This is a genomic window from Rickettsia endosymbiont of Urophora cardui (assembly GCF_964030725.1).
Classification (GTDB): Bacteria; Pseudomonadota; Alphaproteobacteria; order Rickettsiales; family Rickettsiaceae; genus Rickettsia.
Genome location: NZ_CAXIPY010000004.1, coordinates 288,347 through 310,218, shown reverse-complemented (window position 1 = coordinate 310,218; position 21,872 = coordinate 288,347). Strand labels below are relative to the sequence as shown.

The following is a 21,872-nucleotide window of genomic DNA, read 5'->3' as shown; positions in this document are numbered from 1 at the left end:
TAGATTAGCATATTATTTGCTAAGTGCGAAACTCCTGAACATAACTTATTAATTTTTATTGAAAATCTTAGCAATTTGTTGTCAAAACTCTATCCCATTACAAATGATCAGGATTTGAAGTGTTTTTGGCGGATAGACTAGCTACTTACTTGATCAATATTGGACTAAATCTGGCTCAACAAAGCAAGTGTATGTGCCTAATGTGAATGAGGTTTGGAGTGGTGACATTACTTACATTAGAACTAATGGTGGCTTTATGTATATGGCAGCTATTATAGATTGGCATAGCAAGGCCATATTGAGCTATAAACTGTCAAATTCTATGGATGCATCTCTTGTAACTGATGTCTTGAAACAAGCTCTCAGTAAGTATAACGCTCCACAGATATTTAATAGTGATCAAGGTAGCCAATATACCAGTTATGACCACATAAATATTCTCAAGGAGCATGATATCCAAATTTCAATGAATGGCAAAGGTAGAAGTATTGATAATATAGTAATAGAAAGGTTTTTTAGAACTTTAAAATATGGTAAATTCCAGTATTAATTAAGCCAGATTTATATTTTCTTCCCATACCTCATTGGGTGTTTTATAACCGAGCACTTTTCTTGGTAAATTATTTAAAAAATCCTCAATTTCTTGTAATTGCTTTATTGTTAATTTTTTTATATCTAAAGATTTAGAGTATACTCTGTGCACCATTGAGTTAATCTTCTCTATCAATGGTTTTTGCCATGGAGAATAAGGATTGCAAAAATATACTTTTCGTTCAGATTTTGGCAATAGTTGTTCATGATTGGTAAATTCTTTGCCATTATCTAACGTTATGCTTTTGATTATATGCGACAATTGTTTAAGTTTTTTATTCATGTTACCAATCACATCTTGTGTTCTTTTTGAACGGTTTAAAGTGAGAAACACTTTTTGTGTTCTGATATCCACAAGAGCGCCTATATTAGACTTTGATTACCTTTGTTAAAAGTTAAATCACCTTCTAAATGACCTATTGCTGCTATCTTTCTATTTATCTCTGGTCTTTCAGTAATGGAAACTCGATTTGGTATTGTAATTCTTTTGTTTCTGATTCTTGTACCATGATGCAACCTATTTTTCCTTTTTCTTGCTAAAGATAAATATAATTTTTGCCTTTGTGCTATAGGAGATGTATAAATAAACTGGTATATACTCTCTGTAGAAATATTGACAGTATCTCGTGATAGTTTACGTCTACCTGAAATTATATCTGGTGAAATACCCTGTGTTAACTGCTTTATTATTTCTGCTCGTAAATTATTATCAATATCTAATTTTCTTTTTCTCTTACCTTGCCTTAAACTGCAAGCAAGTGTGTTAGCCCTATCTGGTCTATAATTATGCCTCATTCTCTTGAGTTCATAACATATAGTGCTTTTATCACGGCCAATCTTTGTCCCTATATATCGCGAGCTATAACCACTCTTATTCATTTCGTATATTTTAAATCTTTCATCTATCGTTAAATGAGCCATGATATATCTATATTTAAATGATGCTCCTCGCAGCAGAGCTACGAGGTATCTAAAAAAGTTTTAGTTGTTTCTTATGATATCACGAAGCAGAGCTTCGGGGAATTAAACCCTGAGAGATTAATCCACTGCTCGCTAATTTTACAAAAATCATCGACAAAACAAAATAATGCAGTAATATCTTTCTTCATGGGGATACTCTTGTTTTTTTGCTAAAAATTATATAGAGTATCTTCTATCCCTTGTAAATACTTACTTCCAAACCTAGATTAATCCAGAATTCAGGTATATAATTTAATCTCTCAGGGTTTAATTCCCCGAAGCTCTGCTTCGTGATATCATAAGAAACAACTAAAACTTTTTTAGATACCTCGTAGCTCTGCTGCGAGGAGCATCATTATATATAATTTCAATATATCCTTAATAGCTTCTACTCTATTTGGTTCACAGTATGGTAAATCTAATATGTGAATATTTTGTAATATAAAATTAACCTCTGCTGAGTTCTTAAATAAAAAATTCGGTTGCAGAGGATAATCTTCGATTAAAAAATTATATAAATTAGCAAAAAACCGAATTTGCAGTTTCATAAGCTTGTAGAAATAGTTTCATCTCTTCTACGTTACTTATATTACTCAATTTAAATGGATAGTTGATTTTTCTAAGCATATTTGTTAGCACATTTCCTGCTCCTATTTCTACTATATGGGTAATATCTAGCTCGTTAAATAGCTCTAAAGTTTCACGCCATCTAACTCGCCCGCATATTTGGAAAACCAGATTTTGCTTGATTTCTAGAGGATCTAACACAGGCTTTGCAGTATAATTTTGAATTACTGGTATTAGAGGTTTGTTAATTACGCTATTATCAAGTGCTATTCGCATTTTCTCCTCTGCCGGCTTCATTAAACTACAGTGAAACGGAGCACTTACCTTTAGCTTTATTGCTTTATATCCTGCTTCTTTAACAAGATTAATAGCGTGATCAACAGCTTCCACTTTACCGCTAATTACAATCTGTCCTTCGATATTATCATTTGCTATTTCACATAAACTTTCTTTTGCTATTGTCTCAAGCTCATCTATGGATATACCGATACAAGCAGCCATAGCACCAACATTAGCAGGGCAGGCTTCTTGCATGGAGCTGCTGCGTGTATGCAGTAATTTCGCTGCCGTCTCAATACTAATACTTTCAGCAGCACATAGAGCAGAGTATTCACCTAAGGAATGACCGGCAACATAATCACAAAGCTGAACTATATTTTTATTATTAGTCTCGGCTTTTATGGTATTTATTATCGCCATAGATACAGCCATTAATGCTGGCTGTGCATTAGTAGTTAATGTTAATTCTTCCGAAGTAGAATTAAAAATTATATCAGTAAGTTTTCGTTTTAGTGCTTCATCGATTGTTTGGAATGTTTCTTTTGCGGATTTAAAATTATCGTAAAAATCCTTGCCCATGCCAATGGCTTGCGACCCTTGACCTGGAAAGATAAAGGCTGTTTTCATATTTTATATTATTGTTAAGATTGAGTTTATTAATAAATGTTATGAATTTTTTCTGAAATAGTCAAATTATTTTAATCTCTCAGGGTTTAATTCCCCGAAGCTCTGCTTCGTGATATACTACTTGAATGGAAGAAAGCAGTTATATACATAAGAGTCATAATGTCACAGTACTAATATATCATTTAGTAACGCCGGCAGAGTATAGAAGAGTAATATTCAATCAAGAACTAGATGATTATTTGTGTAAAATTTGTGCGCACATAGAAGATCGTTATGAAATTAGATTTTTAGAAATAGGAGTAGATAAAGATCACGTACATTTTTTATTACAGTCAATACCAATGTATAGCCCAACAAAAATAACTCAAATCATAAAAAGTATTACTTCTAAGAAAATGTTTGAGAAATATCCAAATCTTAAAGAAAAATTATGGGGAAGTGAGTTTTGGAGTAAAGGATATTTTATGAGCACAGTAGGTAAACATGGTGATGAGCAAAAATTACGTAATTATGTACAGAATCAAGGTTCAGGCAAACCTTCTTATAAAGCATTTCAACAAAAACAGTTAAAGCTTTTTGGATAGATACCTCGTAGCTCTGCTGCGAGGAGCATCATTAAAAATTTTTTGTCAAAACTTCAGGTTAATAGAACGAGCTTGCAAACCATTTTCTGCTAGATACTCAATCCAATTTCTTACATTTTCAGTAGTAATATTTAATTCTGATAATTTTTGTTTGGTAAGATAATTATGAAAATCAAATAAATCACGCTTATAACTAAGTATGGAATTTTTTGATAATGCTCGCTCAGCGAGTAACATTTCTAGGAATTGTGAAATAAATTCCATAAAATTTTTAATTTTAGATGGAGGCTAGGGTCGGAATCGAACCGACGAATAGAGGATTTGCAGTCCACGGCATTACCACTTTGCTACCCAGCCAGTATAATCGCAGTAATACTAACAATATTCAGAGAAAAAAGCAAATAAATTTTATATAACTCGTCATTGCGAGCCACTGAAAGTGGCGTGGCAATCTTATGAACGCCAATTTAGGATAAGAGAAGTTGTTCTGGAGCTAAAGCATCAAGTTTTATACGAGATTTAGTGATAGCATAAGAAGTAACACAAGCTAGAATATGCACCAAGAAATTAACAGGAGATCTATGCCTTGTATGCTCTAGGTTCATTCTATTTTTTAGTATATTAAATACTGATTCAATTGATGATCGTTTACGTAACATCTGAAGTTTTGACAAAAAATTTTTATTAAAAAAAGTGGCGAGTGTATCAATCTATAATTTGTATTATATATCAAATAATTTACTTTAAATTGTAGAAATATCGCTTTTAAGCTGATAAAAGCACTAAATATTTAACTTTAAATATAAATTTTTACTTTAGTCAGAAAAATTAGAATTTTTGTCAAAACTTCAGGTAACATAGCTTGATCTTCTAATTCTAGTAAATAATTCTTCATATCCTTGCGAATATTAGTTATCATTCTTAAATTTCTAGAATAGAGTTTAAACCATAACTCTTTACAAATATATGCTTTATCACCAAATACCTTACCTGTTATCTTCTGAGTTATAGATTCAAGAACAGATAAATCAGCTCTATTTGCTTTTGTTATTTTAACAGCTATAATCTCTGCTTTATGATTATTAAATGTAATTTAAATCCCATAAACCGGAAAGTTCTATAATTAATTAAGCCAGATATAATCAATTTTTAATCTCTCAGGGTTTAATTCCCCGAAGCTCTGCTTCGTGATATCATAAGAAACAACTAAAACTTTTTTAGATACCTCGTAGCTCTGCTGCGAGGAGCATCATTTAAATATAGATATATCATGGCTCATTTAACGATAGATGAAAGATTTAAAATATACGAAATGAATAAGAGTGGTTATAGCTCGCGATATATAGGGACAAAGATTGGCCGTGATAAAAGCACTATATGTTATGAACTCAAGAGAATGAGGCATAATTATAGACCAGATAGGGCTAACACACTTGCTTGCAGTTTAAGGCAAGGTAAGAGAAAAAGAAAATTAGATATTGATAATAATTTACGAGCAGAAATAATAAAGCAGTTAACACAGGGTATTTCACCAGATATAATTTCAGGTAGACGTAAACTATCACGAGATACTGTCAATATTTCTACAGAGAGTATATACCAGTTTATTTATACATCTCCTATAGCACAAAGGCAAAAATTATATTTATCTTTAGCAAGAAAAAGGAAAAATAGGTTGCATCATGGTACAAGAATCAGAAACAAAAGAATTACAATACCAAATCGAGTTTCCATTACTGAAAGACCAGAGATAAATAGAAAGATAGCAGCAATAGGTCATTTAGAAGGTGATTTAACTTTTAACAAAGGTAATCAAAGTCGTAATATAGGCGCTCTTGTGGATATCAGAACACAAAAAGTGTTTCTCACTTTAAACCGTTCAAAAAGAACACAAGATGTGATTGGTAACATGAATAAAAAACTTAAACAATTGTCGCATATAATCAAAAGCATAACGTTAGATAATGGCAAAGAATTTACCAATCATGAACAACTATTGCCAAAATCTGAACGAAAAGTATATTTTTGCAATCCTTATTCTCCATGGCAAAAACCATTGATAGAGAAGATTAACTCAATGGTGCACAGAGTATACTCTAAATCTTTAGATATAAAAAAATTAACAATAAAGCAATTACAAGAAATTGAGGATTTTTTAAATAATTTACCAAGAAAAGTGCTCGGTTATAAAACACCCAATGAGGTATGGGAAGAAAATATAAATCTGGCTTAATTAATACTGGAATTTACCCTGTACAAATTAAGAATATCAAACACCCACACGATGTTTATTTAATGGATAAAGCTAGGCTTAGCATAGTAAAGCTTTGCAACAGTTTGGGTATACATTTGAATGAAACATACGCTAGAACCTATAAACGCGATATAGTAAAGCTATGGAAATATAAAGAACATAGTAAAGCCAAGAAGCGTTGGAAAATAATGAAGCATTTAAAAATATTACTGGGTCGTTTGATTAGAGTATGTGAGCGTGAGATCAAAAATAAGCAATTAAACTTGTCTCTCAAAAATCAAGAAGTATTGCAAAAAATAAAACAAATACATAACCAATCTGTTTTAAAAAGAGAAGCTAAAAAGCAATATAAAGAAGATAACAAAGTATTATATAGTTTTCATGCCCCTGAAGTAGAGTGTATAGGAAAGGGAAAACGCAACAAGCCATATGAGTTTGGCAATAAAGTAGCGGTAGTAGTAAGTGGTCGTAGAAATTTTGTTTTATCCGCAAAATCGTTTCATAATAATCCTTATGATGGTCATACATTGCATCAGAGCTTTGAAGCAGTAGAGAGTGTCACTGGAATCAAGATAAAGAAATCATTTGTTGATCTTGGGTATAGTGGTAGCAATGTAAAGGAGAAGAGTAAGGTATATACCCCAAAAACGCGGAAGAAGTTGTTACAAGAGGACAAGTCTATGATCAAGAGACGCAGTGCCATAGAACCAATAATAGGTCACTTAAAGCAATATGGTCGGATGGGTAGAAACTTCTTGAAAGGTATGATAGGAGATATTATCAATCCAATAATCTCTGCTATTGGTTTGAATTTACGATGCATTGCAAATCATTTACAAATCGTGTCTAACTCCACATAAATCAAAAATATCATCATGCAAAAACTAGATGAACGATAAAAAATCGTTAACAATAGCTCCATATCAAAATTAGACCAACACAGAAATGTATCAGTAAAAATTAACATAACTTATTAATTTTTATTGAAAATCTTAGCAATTTGTTGTCAAAACTCTATCCCATTACAAATGATCAGGATTTGAAGTGTTTTTGGCGGATAGACTTTATAACCCCTCAGCTATAAGCTGAGGGTTGTTTAGTTAATCTCTCAGGGTTTAATTCCCCGAAGCTCTGCTTCGTGATATCATAAGAAACAACTAAAACTTTTTTAGATATAGCTAACACGGGAAGGTTTTTACCATTGCTGCCGTTATTGCATCACGAAAATCTTTAAAGTTTTTAATAATTTTTCTCAAGTAATTTTTAAAATTAGCCCAACAGTGTTCAATAGAATTTAAATCTGGAGAATAGACCGGTAGATAAATAAGAGTACAACCCGCTTTTTCTATTAATTCCTTTACCAACGGTGACTTATGAATACTCGCATTATCCATTATTACACATTGTCCAGGTTTTAGTGATGGGCATAATAGCTCACCTACCCACTGATTAAATAATTGCTTATCAATATAACCGGAATGCTCTAACGGAGCAATTAATTCTTTGGTGCCCTTATTATAACCAGCAACTATATTTACTCGCTCAGTAGCAAAACCTGCTTGCTCTGAGTAAGCTCTTGTTCCTCTTTCTGACCATCCGTACAACAGGGTTATATTATTACTTACCCCCATTTCGTCACAATACACAAGTTTATCAGATGCTATTTGATCAATATATTCCACAAATTGTTTTCTAGCTTCTTCATCCCTGCCTTTGTATTTTGGCTCTTTTTTTATATGTAATTTTCATTCTATGAAGCGTGTCATAAAATGTGCTCATTGGCAGCTCGGGCGCTACTGCATCTCTTATATCTATAGCTCGGCTATCAGGATTATTTGCTAAAAATTCAATTATATTCTCCTTATTAGTAAACCTAGCATCACGTCCACTTTGCAGATGTTGTCTTGAGCTGTAGTCTCCATTTTCTTTATAACGTCTAATCCAATTTGATATCGTATGACGCTCTATACCTAATAAGTCTGAGGAAAGTTCTATAATTAATCTCTCAGGGTTTAATTCCCCGAAGCTCTGCTTCGTGATATCATAAGAAACAACTAAAACTTTTTTAGATACCTCGTAGCTCTGCTGCGAGGAGCATCATTCTCTCAGGGTTTAATTCCCCGAAGCTCTGCTTCGTGATATACTACTTGAATGGAAGAAAGCAGTTATATACATAAGAGTCATAATGTCACAGTACTAATATATCATTTAGTAACGCCGGCAAAGTATAGAAGAGTAATATTCAATCAAGAACTAGATGATTATTTGTGTAAAATTTGTGAGCACATAGAAGATCGTTATGAAATTAGATTTTTAGAAATAGGAGTAGATAAAGATCACGTACATTTTTTATTACAGTCAATACCAATGTATAGCCCAACAAAAATAACTCAAATCATAAACTGAAGTTTTGACAAAAATTCTAATTTTTCTGACTAAAATAAAAATTTATATTTAAAGTTAAATATTTAGTGCTTTTATCAGCTTAAAAGCGATATTTCTACAATTTAAAGTAAATTATTTGATATATAATACAAATTATAGATTGATACACTCGCCACTTTTTTTAATAGATTTTAGATTAAGTGATGGAAGCAAGTAGTACGATTGGCTAACCTGACGCTAAAACCCGAAAAGCTTGATTATACCTTGCGTCCGCCGTTCGATACGTTCGTAAAGATACCAAAAAATGGTAAATGGTGGAGGCAAAGGGAATCGAACCCTTGACCCTCTGCGTGCAAAGCAGATGCTCTACCCCTGAGCTATGCCCCCAATATGTGACTTATTATATAAGCTACGGAAGTGAAATTGTTATATTTGTAAGTAATTAAATCAAACTAAGCTAAATTTTTGACTAAGTTCCAAGGTAGCACTTGCCCATTATTTCCTAATACCAAATCTCCGGAAGATTTGATTTCGGCAGCTAAAAAAGAAGAACCTTGTTGAGGGATATATTTTGATGGTATAATCTCTTCGCCTTTATAAAAATGTACTTTAGCTGATTCCCTAGCGGTTGGGTTGTTTTTAGAAGCAGTTTTTGCTTTAGACATAGCTTATAATTTTTTAACTTAAATTAGATTTTGTAGAATATAATTTTTTTTTGCTAGATTGTCAATAGTCGCTTAGCTTAAAAGATATATTATTTTAAAATTAGACTTCGTCATTGCGAGGAAATTACAAAGCAATTAACAAAGCAATCCAGTAAAAAAATGCTAATTTATAGCATTTTTTATTATTTTCTGGATCCCGTGGACAAGCCACGGGATGACGCATAACTACTTTTTAGCTTCGTTATTTGCAGCTGGAGGTAACATAATTTTTAAGTCAGCTTTAGCTTCTAAACCGCTAATATATTTTTTCAGTATTTCTGCTGCTAATATATTATCGATAGTCATTTTAGCTTCTTCTGTAGTTGGGATAGGTACAGGTTTTTTCTCAAGAACCTTAATGATATGCCAACCATAATCAGTTTTTACCGGTGTTGAAACTTCGTTTACTTTTAAAGCAAAAGCTTTATTTTCAAACTCAGGTACTAACTGCCCTGGTTGATTTAATAAAATGTAACCGATTACGCCACCATTTGTAGCAGAAGCTTTATCAAGAGAAGATTCTCCTGCAAGTTTAGCAAAATCTGCACCTTTGTTTAATTTATTTTTTAAATCATTAGCTTCTTTTTCAGATTTCACTAAAATATGAGCAACTTTGATTTGTTCTTTACCTTTTAGGCTAGTTACATATTTATTATATTCATCATCAAACATCTTATCGGTAAGATTAGATTTTACATAATTTTCTAACAATTCTTTTTGAGCTAATTGATTTTTTGCATTTTCAAGCTTTTTTTGGAATTCTTTAGAAGAGGTGATGTTTGATTTCTCAACTTCTTTCTTTAATAAAATATTATTAACATAAATTCTTATCAATTTATCTTGATCCTGTGGTGGGAAATCGTCAAAATTTTTGATAGTTTCACCTGAAGGAAGATTAAGTTGTGGTTTAAATTCTTTCATTATTTGTGATTCTCTTACTTCACCACCTGTGTAAGTAGCAACCACTCTATCCGGGTTATCTCCAAAAGCGATACCGGAAAGCATACTAACGGATAAAAGTACAATTGATAGTTTTTTCATTATTTATGACTCATAATTTGTTAAATATAAATTTAAATCCTATAAAAATAATAAATACCCGTCAACAGCTATTTTATAATATTTTATTAATAACTGAAGTTTTGACAAAAAATTTTTATTAAAAAAAGTGGCGAGTGTATCAATCTATAATTTGTATTATATATCAAATAATTTACTTTAAATTGTAGAAATATCGATCGCTTTTAAGCTGATAAAAGCACTAAATATTTAACTTTAAATATAAATTTTTACTTTAGTCAGAAAAATTAGAATTTTTGTCAAAACTTCAGTAATAATTATTTACGGATTATTCTGCAACAGGGTTGTTTGAAATAAATATATAAAGACATAAATATATAACTAATTGATAATTTTATAAAATACCCTATATTTATATGTACAAAAATATATTTAAGGATTTTGATGTTTTCTATATTGAAAAAAATTTTTGGTACGGCAAATGATCGTACGATAAAAAAACTATTTTCTGACATTGCAAAAATTAATTCGCTTGAACCTGCGATTCAAAAATTATCAGATGAAGAATTAAAAAATAAAACTATAGAATTTAAGAAAAAACTTAAAAATGGTGCTACTTTAGATGATATAGCATATGAAGCATTTGCGGTAGTTAGGGAGGCTGCTAGAAGAGTATATGGGATGCGTCATTTTGATGTGCAGCTTATAGGTGGTTTGGTATTACACAGAGGAATGATTACCGAGATGCGTACAGGAGAGGGCAAAACCTTAGTTGCAACACTTCCTGCATATTTAAATGCTTTAGCTGAAAAAGGTGTGCATGTTGTAACAGTTAATGATTATCTTGTTAGCCGTGATTCTGCTTCCATGGGCAAGATTTATAATTTTTTAGGTTTATCAGTTGGATGTATTGTTGCTGGTATGACAGATGAAGCTAAGCGAGAAGCTTATAATTCTGATATTACATATGCCACAAATAATGAGCTTGGCTTTGATTACCTAAGAGATAATATGAAATATAGCTTGCAAGAGCGAGTACTTCGTCCTTTTAACTTTGCTATTATCGATGAAGTAGATTCAATTTTAATAGATGAAGCAAGAACTCCGCTAGTTATTTCTGGTCCAGTTAATGATAATTCAGAATTATATGGTAAAGTCGATCAGCTTGTACGCATGCTTAATGTAAGTGATTTTGAAAAAGATGAAAAATTAAAAACTATCAATTTAACGGAAACTGGTATTAGTCATGTAGAATCACTTTTAAGCCAAGCAGATATTATAAAGCCCGATTCTGGATTATACGATTTTGAAAATTTAAGCTTAGTGCATTACGTTAATCAAGCTCTTAGAGCACACAATATGTTTACAATCGATGTAGATTATTTAGTACGTGATGGTACAGTAATGATCATAGATGAGTTTACAGGACGTGTAATGGAAGGACGTAGATATTCTGAAGGGCTACATCAAGCGTTAGAAGCAAAAGAAAACGTAAAAATCCAAAACGAAAACCAAACGCTTGCATCTATTACTTTCCAAAATTATTTCCGTAATTACCCTAAATTATCAGGCATGACTGGTACAGCTATGACCGAAGCACCAGAGCTAAAAGATATATATAATCTTGATGTAGTAGCAGTGCCGACGCATAATAAAGTTACAAGACGTGATCTTGATGACGAAATTTATGGAAGCAAAAAAGAAAAATATGATGCTATTTTAAAACTAATTAAAGATTGTTATGATCGTGGTCAGCCGGTGCTTGTCGGTACTGTAAGTATTGAAAAGTCAGAAGAAATTTCTAATGTTCTAAATAAAAACAAAATACCTCATAAAGTATTAAATGCTAAATTCCACGAGCAGGAAGCATTTATTATCGCTCAAGCAGGTAGATTTAAAGCAGTAACGATTGCAACTAATATGGCAGGACGAGGCACTGATATTATGCTTGGCGGTAATCCTGAAATGCTGATAGAGCAGATAGATAGAAAATCTTTAACTAATGCTGCTTATAAAGAAAAAGTAAATGAGACAAAAGCTCAAATAGCTGAAGAGAAAAAGCGAGTAATTGCAGCAGGCGGATTATTTGTAATAGGTACAGAACGTCATGAAAGCCGTAGAATAGATAACCAGCTGCGTGGTAGATCGGGCAGACAAGGTGATCCAGGTAATACTAAATTTTTCTTATCACTTGATGATGATTTAATGCGTATTTTTGCCTCAGAACGTATTTCAGGAGTGCTTCGGACGCTTGGCTTAAAAGATGGTGAGGCAATACATCATCCAATGATTAGCCGATCACTCGAGAAAGCTCAGCAAAAAGTCGAGGGGCATAACTATGAAATACGTAAAAATTTATTACGTTTTGACGATGTGATGAATGATCAGCGTAAAATAATATATGAGCAAAGAACTGAAATTATTAAATCTAAAGATAGTTATGACTTCTTAAGCAGTACTACTGAGGAATTAGCTAAAAAAATAGTGCTAACTTTTATGCCAGCGGGCTCTTATAGAGAAGATTGGGATATAGAAAATTTAAGCGTAGAACTACACCGCACCTTTGCTATAAAGCTTGATCAAAATCTGATAAGCAAAAATGATGTAACAGAAGAAGAAGTTACAAAAATTGTTATTCAAACAGCCGATAGTATATATAAATCTAAGGAAGAAGCCTATAGTCCTGACTTGATGCATAATGCTGTAAAATATATTTTATTAACTACGCTTGATCAGGTTTGGAAAGATCACTTGCATAGCTTAGATCACTTAAGACAAGGTATATCTCTTAGAGCTTATGCCCAAAAAGATCCTTTGAGCGAATATAAAAGAGAGGCATTTAACTTATTTGAGCATATGCTTAATAATTTAAAAGAACTCTTTATTCAAACAGTCTACCACTTCCATATTGACTTAAAGCATATTCAAAAAGAAGATATATCGCTTGAAAATAAAAAGTTACAAAATAACATGCATGAAAGTCGTGAAGATCCAGCATTTAGTAAGTATAATGCAGGTAGTAACTTAGAAACTGATCTTAGACCTGTCATATCACGCATTAACCCAGAGGATAGAGACCCTAAAAACCCTACTAGTTGGGGCAAGGTATCTAGAAATGAGCTATGCCCTTGTGGTTCAGGTAAGAAATATAAATATTGCCACGGACTAAACGAGTAGGAAATTACACACTTCTATCTGAAAATTATTTATAACGCTAATTTAGGATAAGGGATGGCTTTGTTGCATAAATAAGATTTGTAGAGAAAGAGTGGTGATAATCTGGTAAGATGTCCTGATTAATGATCGTTTACGTAATGATGAACGAACATTAGAATTACCCATGACGAATATTAAAAACCTGAATTCTGGATTAGCTAATTTTGAGATATAGCAGGTTTGTTAGGTTTCATACAGTATGCAATTAGGGCGGATAAGATATGTACAAAGGCATTCCAAATTGATCTATGTCTTGTATGTTCGATCTCGAAAGCACCCTTCAGCACACTAAATACTGTTTCGATAATTGAGCGTTTGCGTAATAATATTTTTTCAAATAATGGCATAAGTTTATTCTTCATTTTCTTCTTTATGCCAGTTACTAACTTGATTCCTTTGCTGTATAGATCATCAAAGAGCTCCTGTTTGATATAACCCTTATCGCCAAACAATAATCCCGTGATATGTTTGGTGATTATCGAAACCGGCGCTCTATCATCTACATTACCAGGCGTTAGTTTTAGACCTTGAATCTCACCTTTTTCGTTAATAACCAAATGTAATTTTAGACCAAAAAACCAACTTTTTGTTGTTTTACCCAAAGCAGCAATACCGGCAAAGACTTTATTACGAGAGATTCTTTTTCGATGACAAACCTCTAAAGATGTGGCGTCAATATAAGAAACTCCCGTAGATTGAGCTGCCTGCATATACCATTCAAGTAATAAAACTAAATAACTCAGAACTCTTGGTTTTAGAGCTATAAAACGAGTATATGATGGAAGAGTTACAAAGTCTGATTTATATAATTGTAGATAGGACATATAAAAATATTTAAAGTTTTTACAAGGTGATTGATGGTATAAAAGCACTATTGTTAACAGCTCAGAATAGCTTATTTCAGGCTTTCTTGTAGGGTTTTTATTAATTAATGGTAGAAATGATTTATTAATCCACTGCTCGCTAATTTTACAAAAATCATCGACAAAACAAAATAATGCAGTAATATCTTTCTTCATGGGGATACTCTTGTTTTTTTGCTAAAAATTATATAGAGTATCTTCTATCCCTTGTAAATACTTACTTCCAAACCTAGATTAATCCAGAATTCAGGTTAAAATTACCCATTTTTGAGTAAAAAATATTGTCTAAAGTGTTACATTATTATCCTCCGATTTTATAGTTAATGTTTTGCCTTTAGCTGTAGCGATTCTATAACTTTCAGTATTGAGTTCAAGAATTGAAGAATGGTGAACCAATCTGTCAATAACTGCTGACGTAGTCATTTCATCTTTAAAAATAGTATTCCATTTTGCAAAAACTAAATTGCTAGTAATTAATACACTACGCATTTCATAACGTTCAGCTAATAAGGTAAATAAAACATCAGTTTCTTCACGATTATATGGTACATATGATATATCATCAATTATCAATATTTCAAAATAATCGAATTTTTTAATAATTTGCTTAAGTTTTAAACTAAGGAGTCTTTTGCAATGATTGTGTAAATTTTTGTTGAGCCTATATTAGCAGTAATTAAAAATATAGGTAACAGAAATGCAAATAGAGAAGAATAAAAAAATAAATGAAGCAATAGATTTGCTGATAGAAGGTGGAGTAGATTTAAAAACAGTACTAAGTCAGAATGGATTAATTAAGGAATTAACCAAGGGTATTTTAGAGCGAGCACTGCATGCTGAGATGTCAGAACATTTAGGTTATAGCAAGTATGATAGAGCTGAAACTGAGAATGCGAGGAATGGTAGTTTTAGTAAGAATCTGATTAGTGAGAATGGTACTATAGAGCTAAATGTTCCAAGAGACAGACAAGGTAAATTTGAACCTATAATAGTCTCAAAGAAACAAACAAGAATAGATGGCTTAGACCAAAAGATAATATCCTTATATGCGAAGGGTATGAGTGTGTCTGATATTAAAACACAATTGCAAGAATTATATGGAGCTGAGATCAGTGAGAGCCTAATCAGCAGGATTACAGATGAAGTAATAGATGAGGTCAAGATTTGGCAGAGTAGACCTCTTGAATCAGTATACCCTATAGTATATTTTGACTGTTTAGTAGTGAAAGTAAGACAAGATAAACTTATTATTAATAAATCAGTATATGTAGCTTTAGGAATAGATTTATCTGGCAGAAAGGATATTTTAGGCTTATGGATAAGTGAGAATGAAGGAGCTAAATTTTGGCTTGGTAATTTTACTGAAATGAAGAATCGAGGAGTAAAAGATATCTTAATTGCTTGTAGTGATAATCTAACTGGTATGTCTGATGCTATTGCATCAGTATATCCGAAAACTGAACATCAAATTTGTATTGTCCATCAGATCAGGAATAGCCTCAAATATGTATCATATAAAGATAGAAAGCAATTAGCAGCGGATTTGAAACTAATCTATACTTCTGCTACTGAAAAAGAAGCAGAATTAGCTCTTGAGTCATTTGATCAAAAATGGAGTAAGCAATATCCGCATATAGCTAAATCTTGGTATAATTTGATAATTTTCTTGCAATATCCAAAGGAGATTCGTAAGATTATTTACACTACAAATGCGATAGAATCGCTGAATAGCCAATTGAGAAAAGTTACTAAGAATAAACGCATCTTGCCAAATGATGACGCAGTATTTAAAGTTTTATATCTGACAATTGATTATATTACCAAAAAATGGGCTCTGTCTCATCAATTGTGTAAATTTCGTGAACCATTAAATTCTACCATCAAATTTGATCATAAAATGAGCCATAGCTTCATTCCAATTGGGGATAGGCATAGACCATTTTTTGGTAATATAATCAATTGTCAGATATAAAACCTTAAATACTGCGTCATCATTTGGAAAGATGCGTTTATTCTTAGTAACTTTTCTCAATTGGCTATTCAGCGATTCTATCGCATTTGTAGTGTAAATAATCTTACGAATCTCCTTTGGATATTGCAAGAAAATTATCAAATTATCCCAATTATTATACCAAGATTTAGCTATATGCGGATATTGCTTACTCCATTTTTGATCAAATGACTCAAGAGCTAATTCTGCTTCTTTTTCAGTAGCAGAAGTATAGATTAGTTTCAAATCCGCTGCTAATTGCTTTCTATCTTTATATGATACATATTTGAGGCTATTCCTGATCTGATGGACAATACAAATTTGATGTTCAGTTTTCGGATATACTGATGCAATAGCATCAGACATACCAGTTAGATTATCACTACAAGCAATTAAGATATCTTTTACTCCTCGATTCTTCATTTCAGTAAAATTACCAAGCCAAAATTTAGCTCCTTCATTCTCACTTATCCATAAGCCTAAAATATCCTTTCTGCCAGATAAATCTATTCCTAAAGCTACATATACTGATTTATTAATAATAAGTTTATCTTGTCTTACTTTCACTACTAAACAGTCAAAATATACTATAGGGTATACTGATTCAAGAGGTCTACTCTGCCAAATCTTGACCTCATCTATTACTTCATCTGTAATCCTGCTGATTAGGCTCTCACTGATCTCAGCTCCATATAATTCTTGCAATTGTGTTTTAATATCAGACACACTCATACCCTTCGCATATAAGGATATTATCTTTTGGTCTAAGCCATCTATTCTTGTTTGTTTCTTTGAGACTATTATAGGTTCAAATTTACCTTGTCTGTCTCTTGGAACATTTAGCTCTATAGGGAAAGTTCTATAATTAATTAAGCCAGATATAATCAATTTTTAATCTCTCAGGGTTTAATTCCCCGAAGCTCTGCTTCGTGATATCATAAGAAACAACTAAAACTTTTTTAGATACCTCGTAGCTCTGCTGCGAGGAGCATCATTTAAATATAGATATATCATGGCTCATTTAACGATAGATGAAAGATTTAAAATATACGAAATGAATAAGAGTGGTTATAGCTCGCGATATATAGGGACAAAGATTGGCCGTGATAAAAGCACTATATGTTATGAACTCAAGAGAATGAGGCATAATTATAGACCAGATAGGGCTAACACACTTGCTTGCAGTTTAAGGCAAGGTAAGAGAAAAAGAAAATTAGATATTGATAATAATTTACGAGCAGAAATAATAAAGCAGTTAACACAGGGTATTTCACCAGATATAATTTCAGGTAGACGTAAACTATCACGAGATACTGTCAATATTTCTACAGAGAGTATATACCAGTTTATTTATACATCTCCTATAGCACAAAGGCAAAAATTATATTTATCTTTAGCAAGAAAAAGGAAAAATAGGTTGCATCATGGTACAAGAATCAGAAACAAAAGAATTACAATACCAAATCGAGTTTCCATTACTGAAAGACCAGAGATAAATAGAAAGATAGCAGCAATAGGTCATTTAGAAGGTGATTTAACTTTTAACAAAGGTAATCAAAGTCGTAATATAGGCGCTCTTGTGGATATCAGAACACAAAAAGTGTTTCTCACTTTAAACCGTTCAAAAAGAACACAAGATGTGATTGGTAACATGAATAAAAAACTTAAACAATTGTCGCATATAATCAAAAGCATAACGTTAGATAGTCCGTCCGCCAAAACTCTACAAGCCTTATAGATAATATGGTTTTAAGACAAGAAGTAATACAACAATCCGTAAGAAAATGATAAAATATGGTCATAAACCTTATGGATTTCAGTCAATGCCAATAGACAACATTATCAAATCGCAAGAACAAGGGAAACTGTTTGGTTATAAATTAAAAGAAGAATTAAACCCAAATAATAAGCTATATAAATTAAGAGAATTAATAAATTGGTCTAGGCTCGAAGAGTGGTTATCAAAAAATGTTTGTATTAAGAAATTTGGTAGAAATAGAAAATGTCATAGAGTGATGCTTGGCATAACGATGCTACAAGCAATGTATAATTTTTCAGATTCATTATCAGAGGAAGAGCTAAAAGAGAATATGTATTGGCAGTATTTCTGCGGGTGGGAATATATAGAAAAAGACATAGCTATCTCGGAAACTAGTATACGACGGTTTCGTAGTGTATTAGGTGAAGCTGGATATAATGAGATATTATCGGAGTTGATCAGGGTTGGGATAAAAACTAACACAATTAAAAAAAAAGATTTGGAATTAATCATCGCTGATACGACTGTACAAATTAAGAATATCAAACACCCACACGATGTTTATTTAATGGATAAAGCTAGGCTTAGCATAGTAAAGCTTTGCAACAGTTTGGGTATACATTTGAATGAAACATACGCTAGAACCTATAAACGCGATATAGTAAAGCTATGGAAATATAAAGAACATAGTAAAGCCAAGAAGCGTTGGAAAATAATGAAGCATTTAAAAATATTACTGGGTCGTTTGATTAGAGTATGTGAGCGTGAGATCAAAAATAAGCAATTAAACTTGTCTCTCAAAAATCAAGAAGTATTGCAAAAAATAAAACAAATACATAACCAATCTGTTTTAAAAAGAGAAGCTAAAAAGCAATATAAAGAAGATAACAAAGTATTATATAGTTTTCATGCCCCTGAAGTAGAGTGTATAGGAAAGGGAAAACGCAACAAGCCATATGAGTTTGGCAATAAAGTAGCGGTAGTAGTAAGTGGTCGTAGAAATTTTGTTTTATCCGCAAAATCGTTTCATAATAATCCTTATGATGGTCATACATTGCATCAGAGCTTTGAAGCAGTAGAGAGTGTCACTGGAATCAAGATAAAGAAATCATTTGTTGATCTTGGGTATAGTGGTAGCAATGTAAAGGAGAAGAGTAAGGTATATACCCCAAAAACGCGGAAGAAGTTGTTACAAGAGGACAAGTCTATGATCAAGAGACGCAGTGCCATAGAACCAATAATAGGTCACTTAAAGCAATATGGTCGGATGGGTAGAAACTTCTTGAAAGGTATGATAGGAGATATTATCAATCCAATAATCTCTGCTATTGGTTTGAATTTACGATGCATTGCAAATCATTTACAAATCGTGTCTAACTCCACATAAATCAAAAATATCATCATGCAAAAACTAGATGAACGATAAAAAATCGTTAACAATAGCTCCATATCAAAATTAGACCAACACAGAAATGTATCAGTAAAAATTAACATAACTTATTAATTTTTATTGAAAATCTTAGCAATTTGTTGTCAAAACTCTATCCCATTACAAATGATCAGGATTTGAAGTGTTTTTGGCGGATAGACTAGATAATGGCAAAGAATTTACCAATCATGAACAACTATTGCCAAAATCTGAACGAAAAGTATATTTTTGCAATCCTTATTCTCCATGGCAAAAACCATTGATAGAGAAGATTAACTCAATGGTGCACAGAGTATACTCTAAATCTTTAGATATAAAAAAATTAACAATAAAGCAATTACAAGAAATTGAGGATTTTTTAAATAATTTACCAAGAAAAGTGCTCGGTTATAAAACACCCAATGAGGTATGGGAAGAAAATATAAATCTGGCTTAATTAATACTGGAATTTACCCTCTACAAATCTTATTTATGCAACAAAGCCCTGCTGCGTAATGCGTAAGGTGAGTAATTTATCACTTTTTTAATTATAGCATAAGTTTTGGTTTGTTGGATACCTGATTTTGTTAATTATTACTTGCTTTGCATTACAAATTTTTATTTAATTATTGTAATATATGTCGAGTGGTTTTGACATAGTCTTAATTTTATTAGTACTAAAAAATGAAATTTTATCAAACAGTAAGTTATTATAAGATAGGGTTACGAATTATAATATTGGTATTTTTATCAATATTACACGTTGATACACTAGTAATGGCTTCAGATCATGACGATGGTTATGTGACAGTAACAAGCAAAAAGAGCAAAAGAAAACAGGGAACACTAGATCAAAAAGTAGCAAAGTCACAAGTAAGCGTTGATGTTCAAATACAAGCGATGCAGGCTCAAAATAAAGTTCAAGCAGATGCAGTAGCTGAACAGCAAAAACTACAAGCAGAACGTGAAGCTAATGAAAGAGCTGAACAGCAAAAACTGCAAGCAGAATGTGAAGCTAATGAAAGAGCTGAACAGCAAAAACTGCAAGCAGAACGTGAAGCTAATGAAAGAGCTGAACAGCAAAAACTGCAAGCAGAACGTGAAGCTAATGAAAGAGCTGAACAGCAAAAACTGCAAGCAGAACGTGAAGCTAATGAAAGAGCTGAACAGCAAAAACTGCAAGCAGAACGTGAAGCTAATGAAAGAGCTGAACAGCAAAAACTGCAAGCAGAACGTGAAGCTAATGAAAGAGCTGAACAGCAAAAACTGCAAGCAGAGTATCAGCAATGTCAAACTAACTCAATAAGAGTAGACGAGGAATATGTTAAAAAACCTGAGTCACAACAATTAGCTGAGGCAATCAATAATATGATCGTTGGACATACGGAAAATGCTTTTGTATCGGCAGCGCAAAAAGAAGTGATCCGAGAAAAATCTACACTTGTTATAAAAAATCCTGAAAAATATGCGGTAGAACTGGCTCAAGAATTAGTAAAGAATAAAGCTGAACTAAAAGAAGTGATTAAAATAGCTAATTATGATGCTTTTGTAGTGGGTAAAACACAACAAGAGCAAGCTTTATTATTTGCAACAAATTTAGCTCAGGTTGCACCTGATAATATAAAAAAAGTAGTAGAGCATTTAACCGAGCAAGGAACAAGAGCGGTTAATGTAGCAAATATGATGTATAAAGTAGTCACTTCTAACATTAATAATCACCTATCAGGTGGTACTATGGTAGCAGTTGCAGCGGGTGATCAAGAAAGCCCTATAGTTACTAAAAAAGGATTATGGGTTATCGGTACTTTTGGTTCAAGTAATCAAGATGCACATCAAGGTAATCCTAGCTATAAAGGCACTGTATCCGGCGGTATTATCGGTGGTGATATTTATATCGGGGAAAATAGTCTTGTCGGTATTGCATATAGCCGTATGAACGCTGACTTTAGGTTTAAAGATCCAAGCACTGGTGATAAACTGTCGGCAGAAAGCGATATTATTTCTCTATACGGCCAACAACAATTTAGTATCGGTCTTATATTACAAGAAATATTTTCAGCAAGTAACAGTAAAATTAACACCAAGAATTTAAGACAAGTTGGACCTAATAGGTATAAGACTGCTAGCGGTAAATATACAAGCAAAGCTTACGGTTTTGAGGGTAATATCGGTTATCAATTCTCTGTCATGGACGGTATAAATTTAATGCCTAATATTGGTATTAGATATAATACGTATAAAGATACTTCTTATATCGAAACCGGTACAGGCGTGAATAATATGTATATCGCAGGTACGTCGGGTAACTTAACTACCGGTATTCTAGGTATAAAAATAACTACTCCTAAGAGAGTATCAAACGATGCTCAAATAGTACCGGGATTACATGCTTCCATAGAAAATAGTTTGAGCAATAAGCAACCTAAGGTGAAAGCTAGATTTATTTGGGCAGATAATTACTTTGAGAAGACTACAAGCAATAGCACACCAAAAGTCAGCTATACTGTAGGTGCAAATTTACTTGCATCTTATAAGAATATTGAGCTACTTGCAACGTATCACTGTAATTTACGTAACAAATATACTAGTCATCAAGGTTCATTAAAGTTAAAGATATTGTTCTAATAATGTAAATCTTTAGACCTGAAGTTTTGACAAAACTTCA

14 protein-coding genes, 2 tRNA genes and 9 pseudogenes are annotated in these 21,872 nt (G+C 32.3%); 11 read left to right on the top strand and 14 right to left on the bottom strand.

Annotated elements, in window-relative coordinates; all coding sequences use genetic code 11:
* Positions 1-205: 205 nt before the first annotated feature.
* Positions 206-532 (top strand): annotated as a pseudogene (locus tag AAHI98_RS04755) (transposase); the annotation flags it as partial.
* Between the two features lie 18 nt (positions 533-550).
* Here AAHI98_RS04755 and AAHI98_RS18505 read toward each other — a convergent pair.
* Positions 551-1,512 (bottom strand): annotated as a pseudogene (locus AAHI98_RS18505) (IS30 family transposase).
* A gap of 558 nt (positions 1,513-2,070) precedes the next feature.
* Positions 2,071-3,024: an ACP S-malonyltransferase gene (fabD, locus tag AAHI98_RS04740; RefSeq protein WP_342225183.1), complete on the bottom strand. Its 954-nt coding sequence runs from the start codon at positions 3,022-3,024 to the stop codon at positions 2,071-2,073.
* 125 nt (positions 3,025-3,149) lie between these two features.
* On the opposite strand from fabD, the gene tnpA (AAHI98_RS04735) reads away from it, so the two are divergent.
* Entirely contained in the window at positions 3,150-3,608 is a 459-nt protein-coding gene (gene tnpA, locus AAHI98_RS04735) for an IS200/IS605 family transposase (RefSeq protein WP_342225182.1), read from the top strand.
* Between the two features lie 51 nt (positions 3,609-3,659).
* On the opposite strand, the pseudogene AAHI98_RS04730 reads toward tnpA (AAHI98_RS04735), so the two are convergent.
* The 4 genes and pseudogenes from AAHI98_RS04730 to AAHI98_RS18105 form a co-directional block, all read right to left on the bottom strand.
* Positions 3,660-3,872 (bottom strand): annotated as a pseudogene (locus tag AAHI98_RS04730) (site-specific integrase); the annotation flags it as partial.
* 18 nt (positions 3,873-3,890) lie between these two features.
* Positions 3,891-3,965 (bottom strand) — tRNA-Cys (locus AAHI98_RS04725).
* A 110-nt stretch (positions 3,966-4,075) separates the two neighbouring features.
* Positions 4,076-4,290: pseudogene (locus tag AAHI98_RS04720) on the bottom strand (transposase); the annotation flags it as partial.
* Positions 4,291-4,404: 114 nt separating this feature from the next.
* Positions 4,405-4,659: a transposase gene (locus AAHI98_RS18105; RefSeq protein WP_458693693.1), complete on the bottom strand. Its 255-nt coding sequence runs from the start codon at positions 4,657-4,659 to the stop codon at positions 4,405-4,407.
* A 219-nt stretch (positions 4,660-4,878) separates the two neighbouring features.
* Here AAHI98_RS18105 and AAHI98_RS04715 point away from each other — a divergent pair, with 219 nt between their 5' ends.
* Positions 4,879-5,841, top strand: coding sequence for an IS30 family transposase (locus AAHI98_RS04715; protein WP_342224646.1), 963 nt, complete (start codon positions 4,879-4,881; stop codon positions 5,839-5,841).
* The gene (locus tag AAHI98_RS04710) at positions 5,814-6,722 is read left to right on the top strand and encodes a hypothetical protein (protein WP_342225181.1); all 909 of its coding nucleotides are present in this window, start codon (positions 5,814-5,816) and stop codon (positions 6,720-6,722) included. Before AAHI98_RS04715 ends, AAHI98_RS04710 begins: the two co-directional genes overlap by 28 nt.
* 318 nt (positions 6,723-7,040) lie before the next feature.
* Here the strand turns inward: AAHI98_RS04710 and AAHI98_RS04705 are convergent, their stop codons facing one another.
* Positions 7,041-7,598 (bottom strand): IS630 family transposase, encoded by a 558-nt coding sequence (locus AAHI98_RS04705; RefSeq protein ID WP_342225375.1) that lies wholly within the window; start codon positions 7,596-7,598, stop codon positions 7,041-7,043.
* Positions 7,564-7,857 carry an IS630 transposase-related protein gene (locus AAHI98_RS18100; protein WP_410526210.1) on the bottom strand — a complete coding sequence of 98 codons (294 nt, stop codon included), beginning with the start codon at positions 7,855-7,857 and terminating at the stop codon, positions 7,564-7,566. The genes AAHI98_RS04705 and AAHI98_RS18100 overlap by 35 nt, the downstream gene beginning before the upstream one ends.
* Positions 7,858-8,013: 156 nt before the next feature.
* Between AAHI98_RS18100 and tnpA (AAHI98_RS04700) the strand changes: the two are divergent.
* Positions 8,014-8,262, top strand: a pseudogene (tnpA, locus tag AAHI98_RS04700) (IS200/IS605 family transposase); the annotation flags it as partial.
* A 297-nt stretch (positions 8,263-8,559) separates the two neighbouring features.
* Here tnpA (AAHI98_RS04700) and AAHI98_RS04695 read toward each other — a convergent pair.
* The 3 genes from AAHI98_RS04695 to AAHI98_RS04685 form a co-directional block, all read right to left on the bottom strand.
* Positions 8,560-8,634: transfer RNA gene (locus tag AAHI98_RS04695), tRNA-Ala, on the bottom strand.
* Positions 8,635-8,699: 65 nt separating this feature from the next.
* Positions 8,700-8,912, bottom strand: a complete 213-nt coding sequence (locus tag AAHI98_RS04690; protein ID WP_011477565.1) for a hypothetical protein — start codon at positions 8,910-8,912, stop codon at positions 8,700-8,702.
* Positions 8,913-9,137: 225 nt separating this feature from the next.
* Positions 9,138-9,992: a peptidylprolyl isomerase gene (locus AAHI98_RS04685; RefSeq protein ID WP_342225180.1), complete on the bottom strand. Its 855-nt coding sequence runs from the start codon at positions 9,990-9,992 to the stop codon at positions 9,138-9,140.
* Between the two features lie 423 nt (positions 9,993-10,415).
* On the opposite strand from AAHI98_RS04685, the gene secA reads away from it, so the two are divergent.
* Positions 10,416-13,148: a preprotein translocase subunit SecA gene (secA, locus tag AAHI98_RS04680; protein WP_342225179.1), complete on the top strand. Its 2,733-nt coding sequence runs from the start codon at positions 10,416-10,418 to the stop codon at positions 13,146-13,148.
* 197 nt (positions 13,149-13,345) lie between these two features.
* Here the strand turns inward: secA and AAHI98_RS04675 are convergent, their stop codons facing one another.
* On the bottom strand, positions 13,346-14,206 hold the full coding sequence (locus tag AAHI98_RS04675) for an IS982 family transposase (RefSeq protein ID WP_342225178.1): 861 nt from the start codon (positions 14,204-14,206) through the stop codon (positions 13,346-13,348).
* Positions 14,207-14,335: 129 nt separating this feature from the next.
* A complete protein-coding gene (locus AAHI98_RS04670) occupies positions 14,336-14,653 on the bottom strand; it encodes an ATP-binding protein (protein ID WP_342225374.1) in 318 nt (105 codons plus the stop codon).
* A gap of 100 nt (positions 14,654-14,753) precedes the next feature.
* Here AAHI98_RS04670 and AAHI98_RS04665 point away from each other — a divergent pair.
* A pseudogene (locus AAHI98_RS04665) lies at positions 14,754-15,950 on the top strand (IS256 family transposase); the annotation flags it as partial.
* Here AAHI98_RS04665 and AAHI98_RS04660 read toward each other — a convergent pair.
* Positions 15,918-16,889 (bottom strand): annotated as a pseudogene (locus AAHI98_RS04660) (IS256 family transposase); the annotation flags it as partial. The pseudogenes AAHI98_RS04665 and AAHI98_RS04660 overlap by 33 nt on opposite strands.
* Before the next feature lie 163 nt (positions 16,890-17,052).
* Here AAHI98_RS04660 and AAHI98_RS04655 point away from each other — a divergent pair.
* The 4 genes and pseudogenes from AAHI98_RS04655 to AAHI98_RS04640 form a co-directional block, all read left to right on the top strand.
* Positions 17,053-17,748 (top strand): annotated as a pseudogene (locus AAHI98_RS04655) (IS30 family transposase); the annotation flags it as partial.
* A 76-nt stretch (positions 17,749-17,824) separates the two neighbouring features.
* Positions 17,825-19,186 carry an IS5 family transposase gene (locus AAHI98_RS04650; RefSeq protein WP_342224717.1) on the top strand — a complete coding sequence of 454 codons (1,362 nt, stop codon included), beginning with the start codon at positions 17,825-17,827 and terminating at the stop codon, positions 19,184-19,186.
* A 202-nt stretch (positions 19,187-19,388) separates the two neighbouring features.
* Positions 19,389-19,664 (top strand): annotated as a pseudogene (locus tag AAHI98_RS04645) (transposase); the annotation flags it as partial.
* 227 nt (positions 19,665-19,891) lie between these two features.
* Entirely contained in the window at positions 19,892-21,832 is a 1,941-nt protein-coding gene (locus tag AAHI98_RS04640; RefSeq protein WP_342225173.1) for an autotransporter domain-containing protein, read from the top strand.
* The last annotated feature ends 40 nt before the right edge of the window (positions 21,833-21,872 follow it).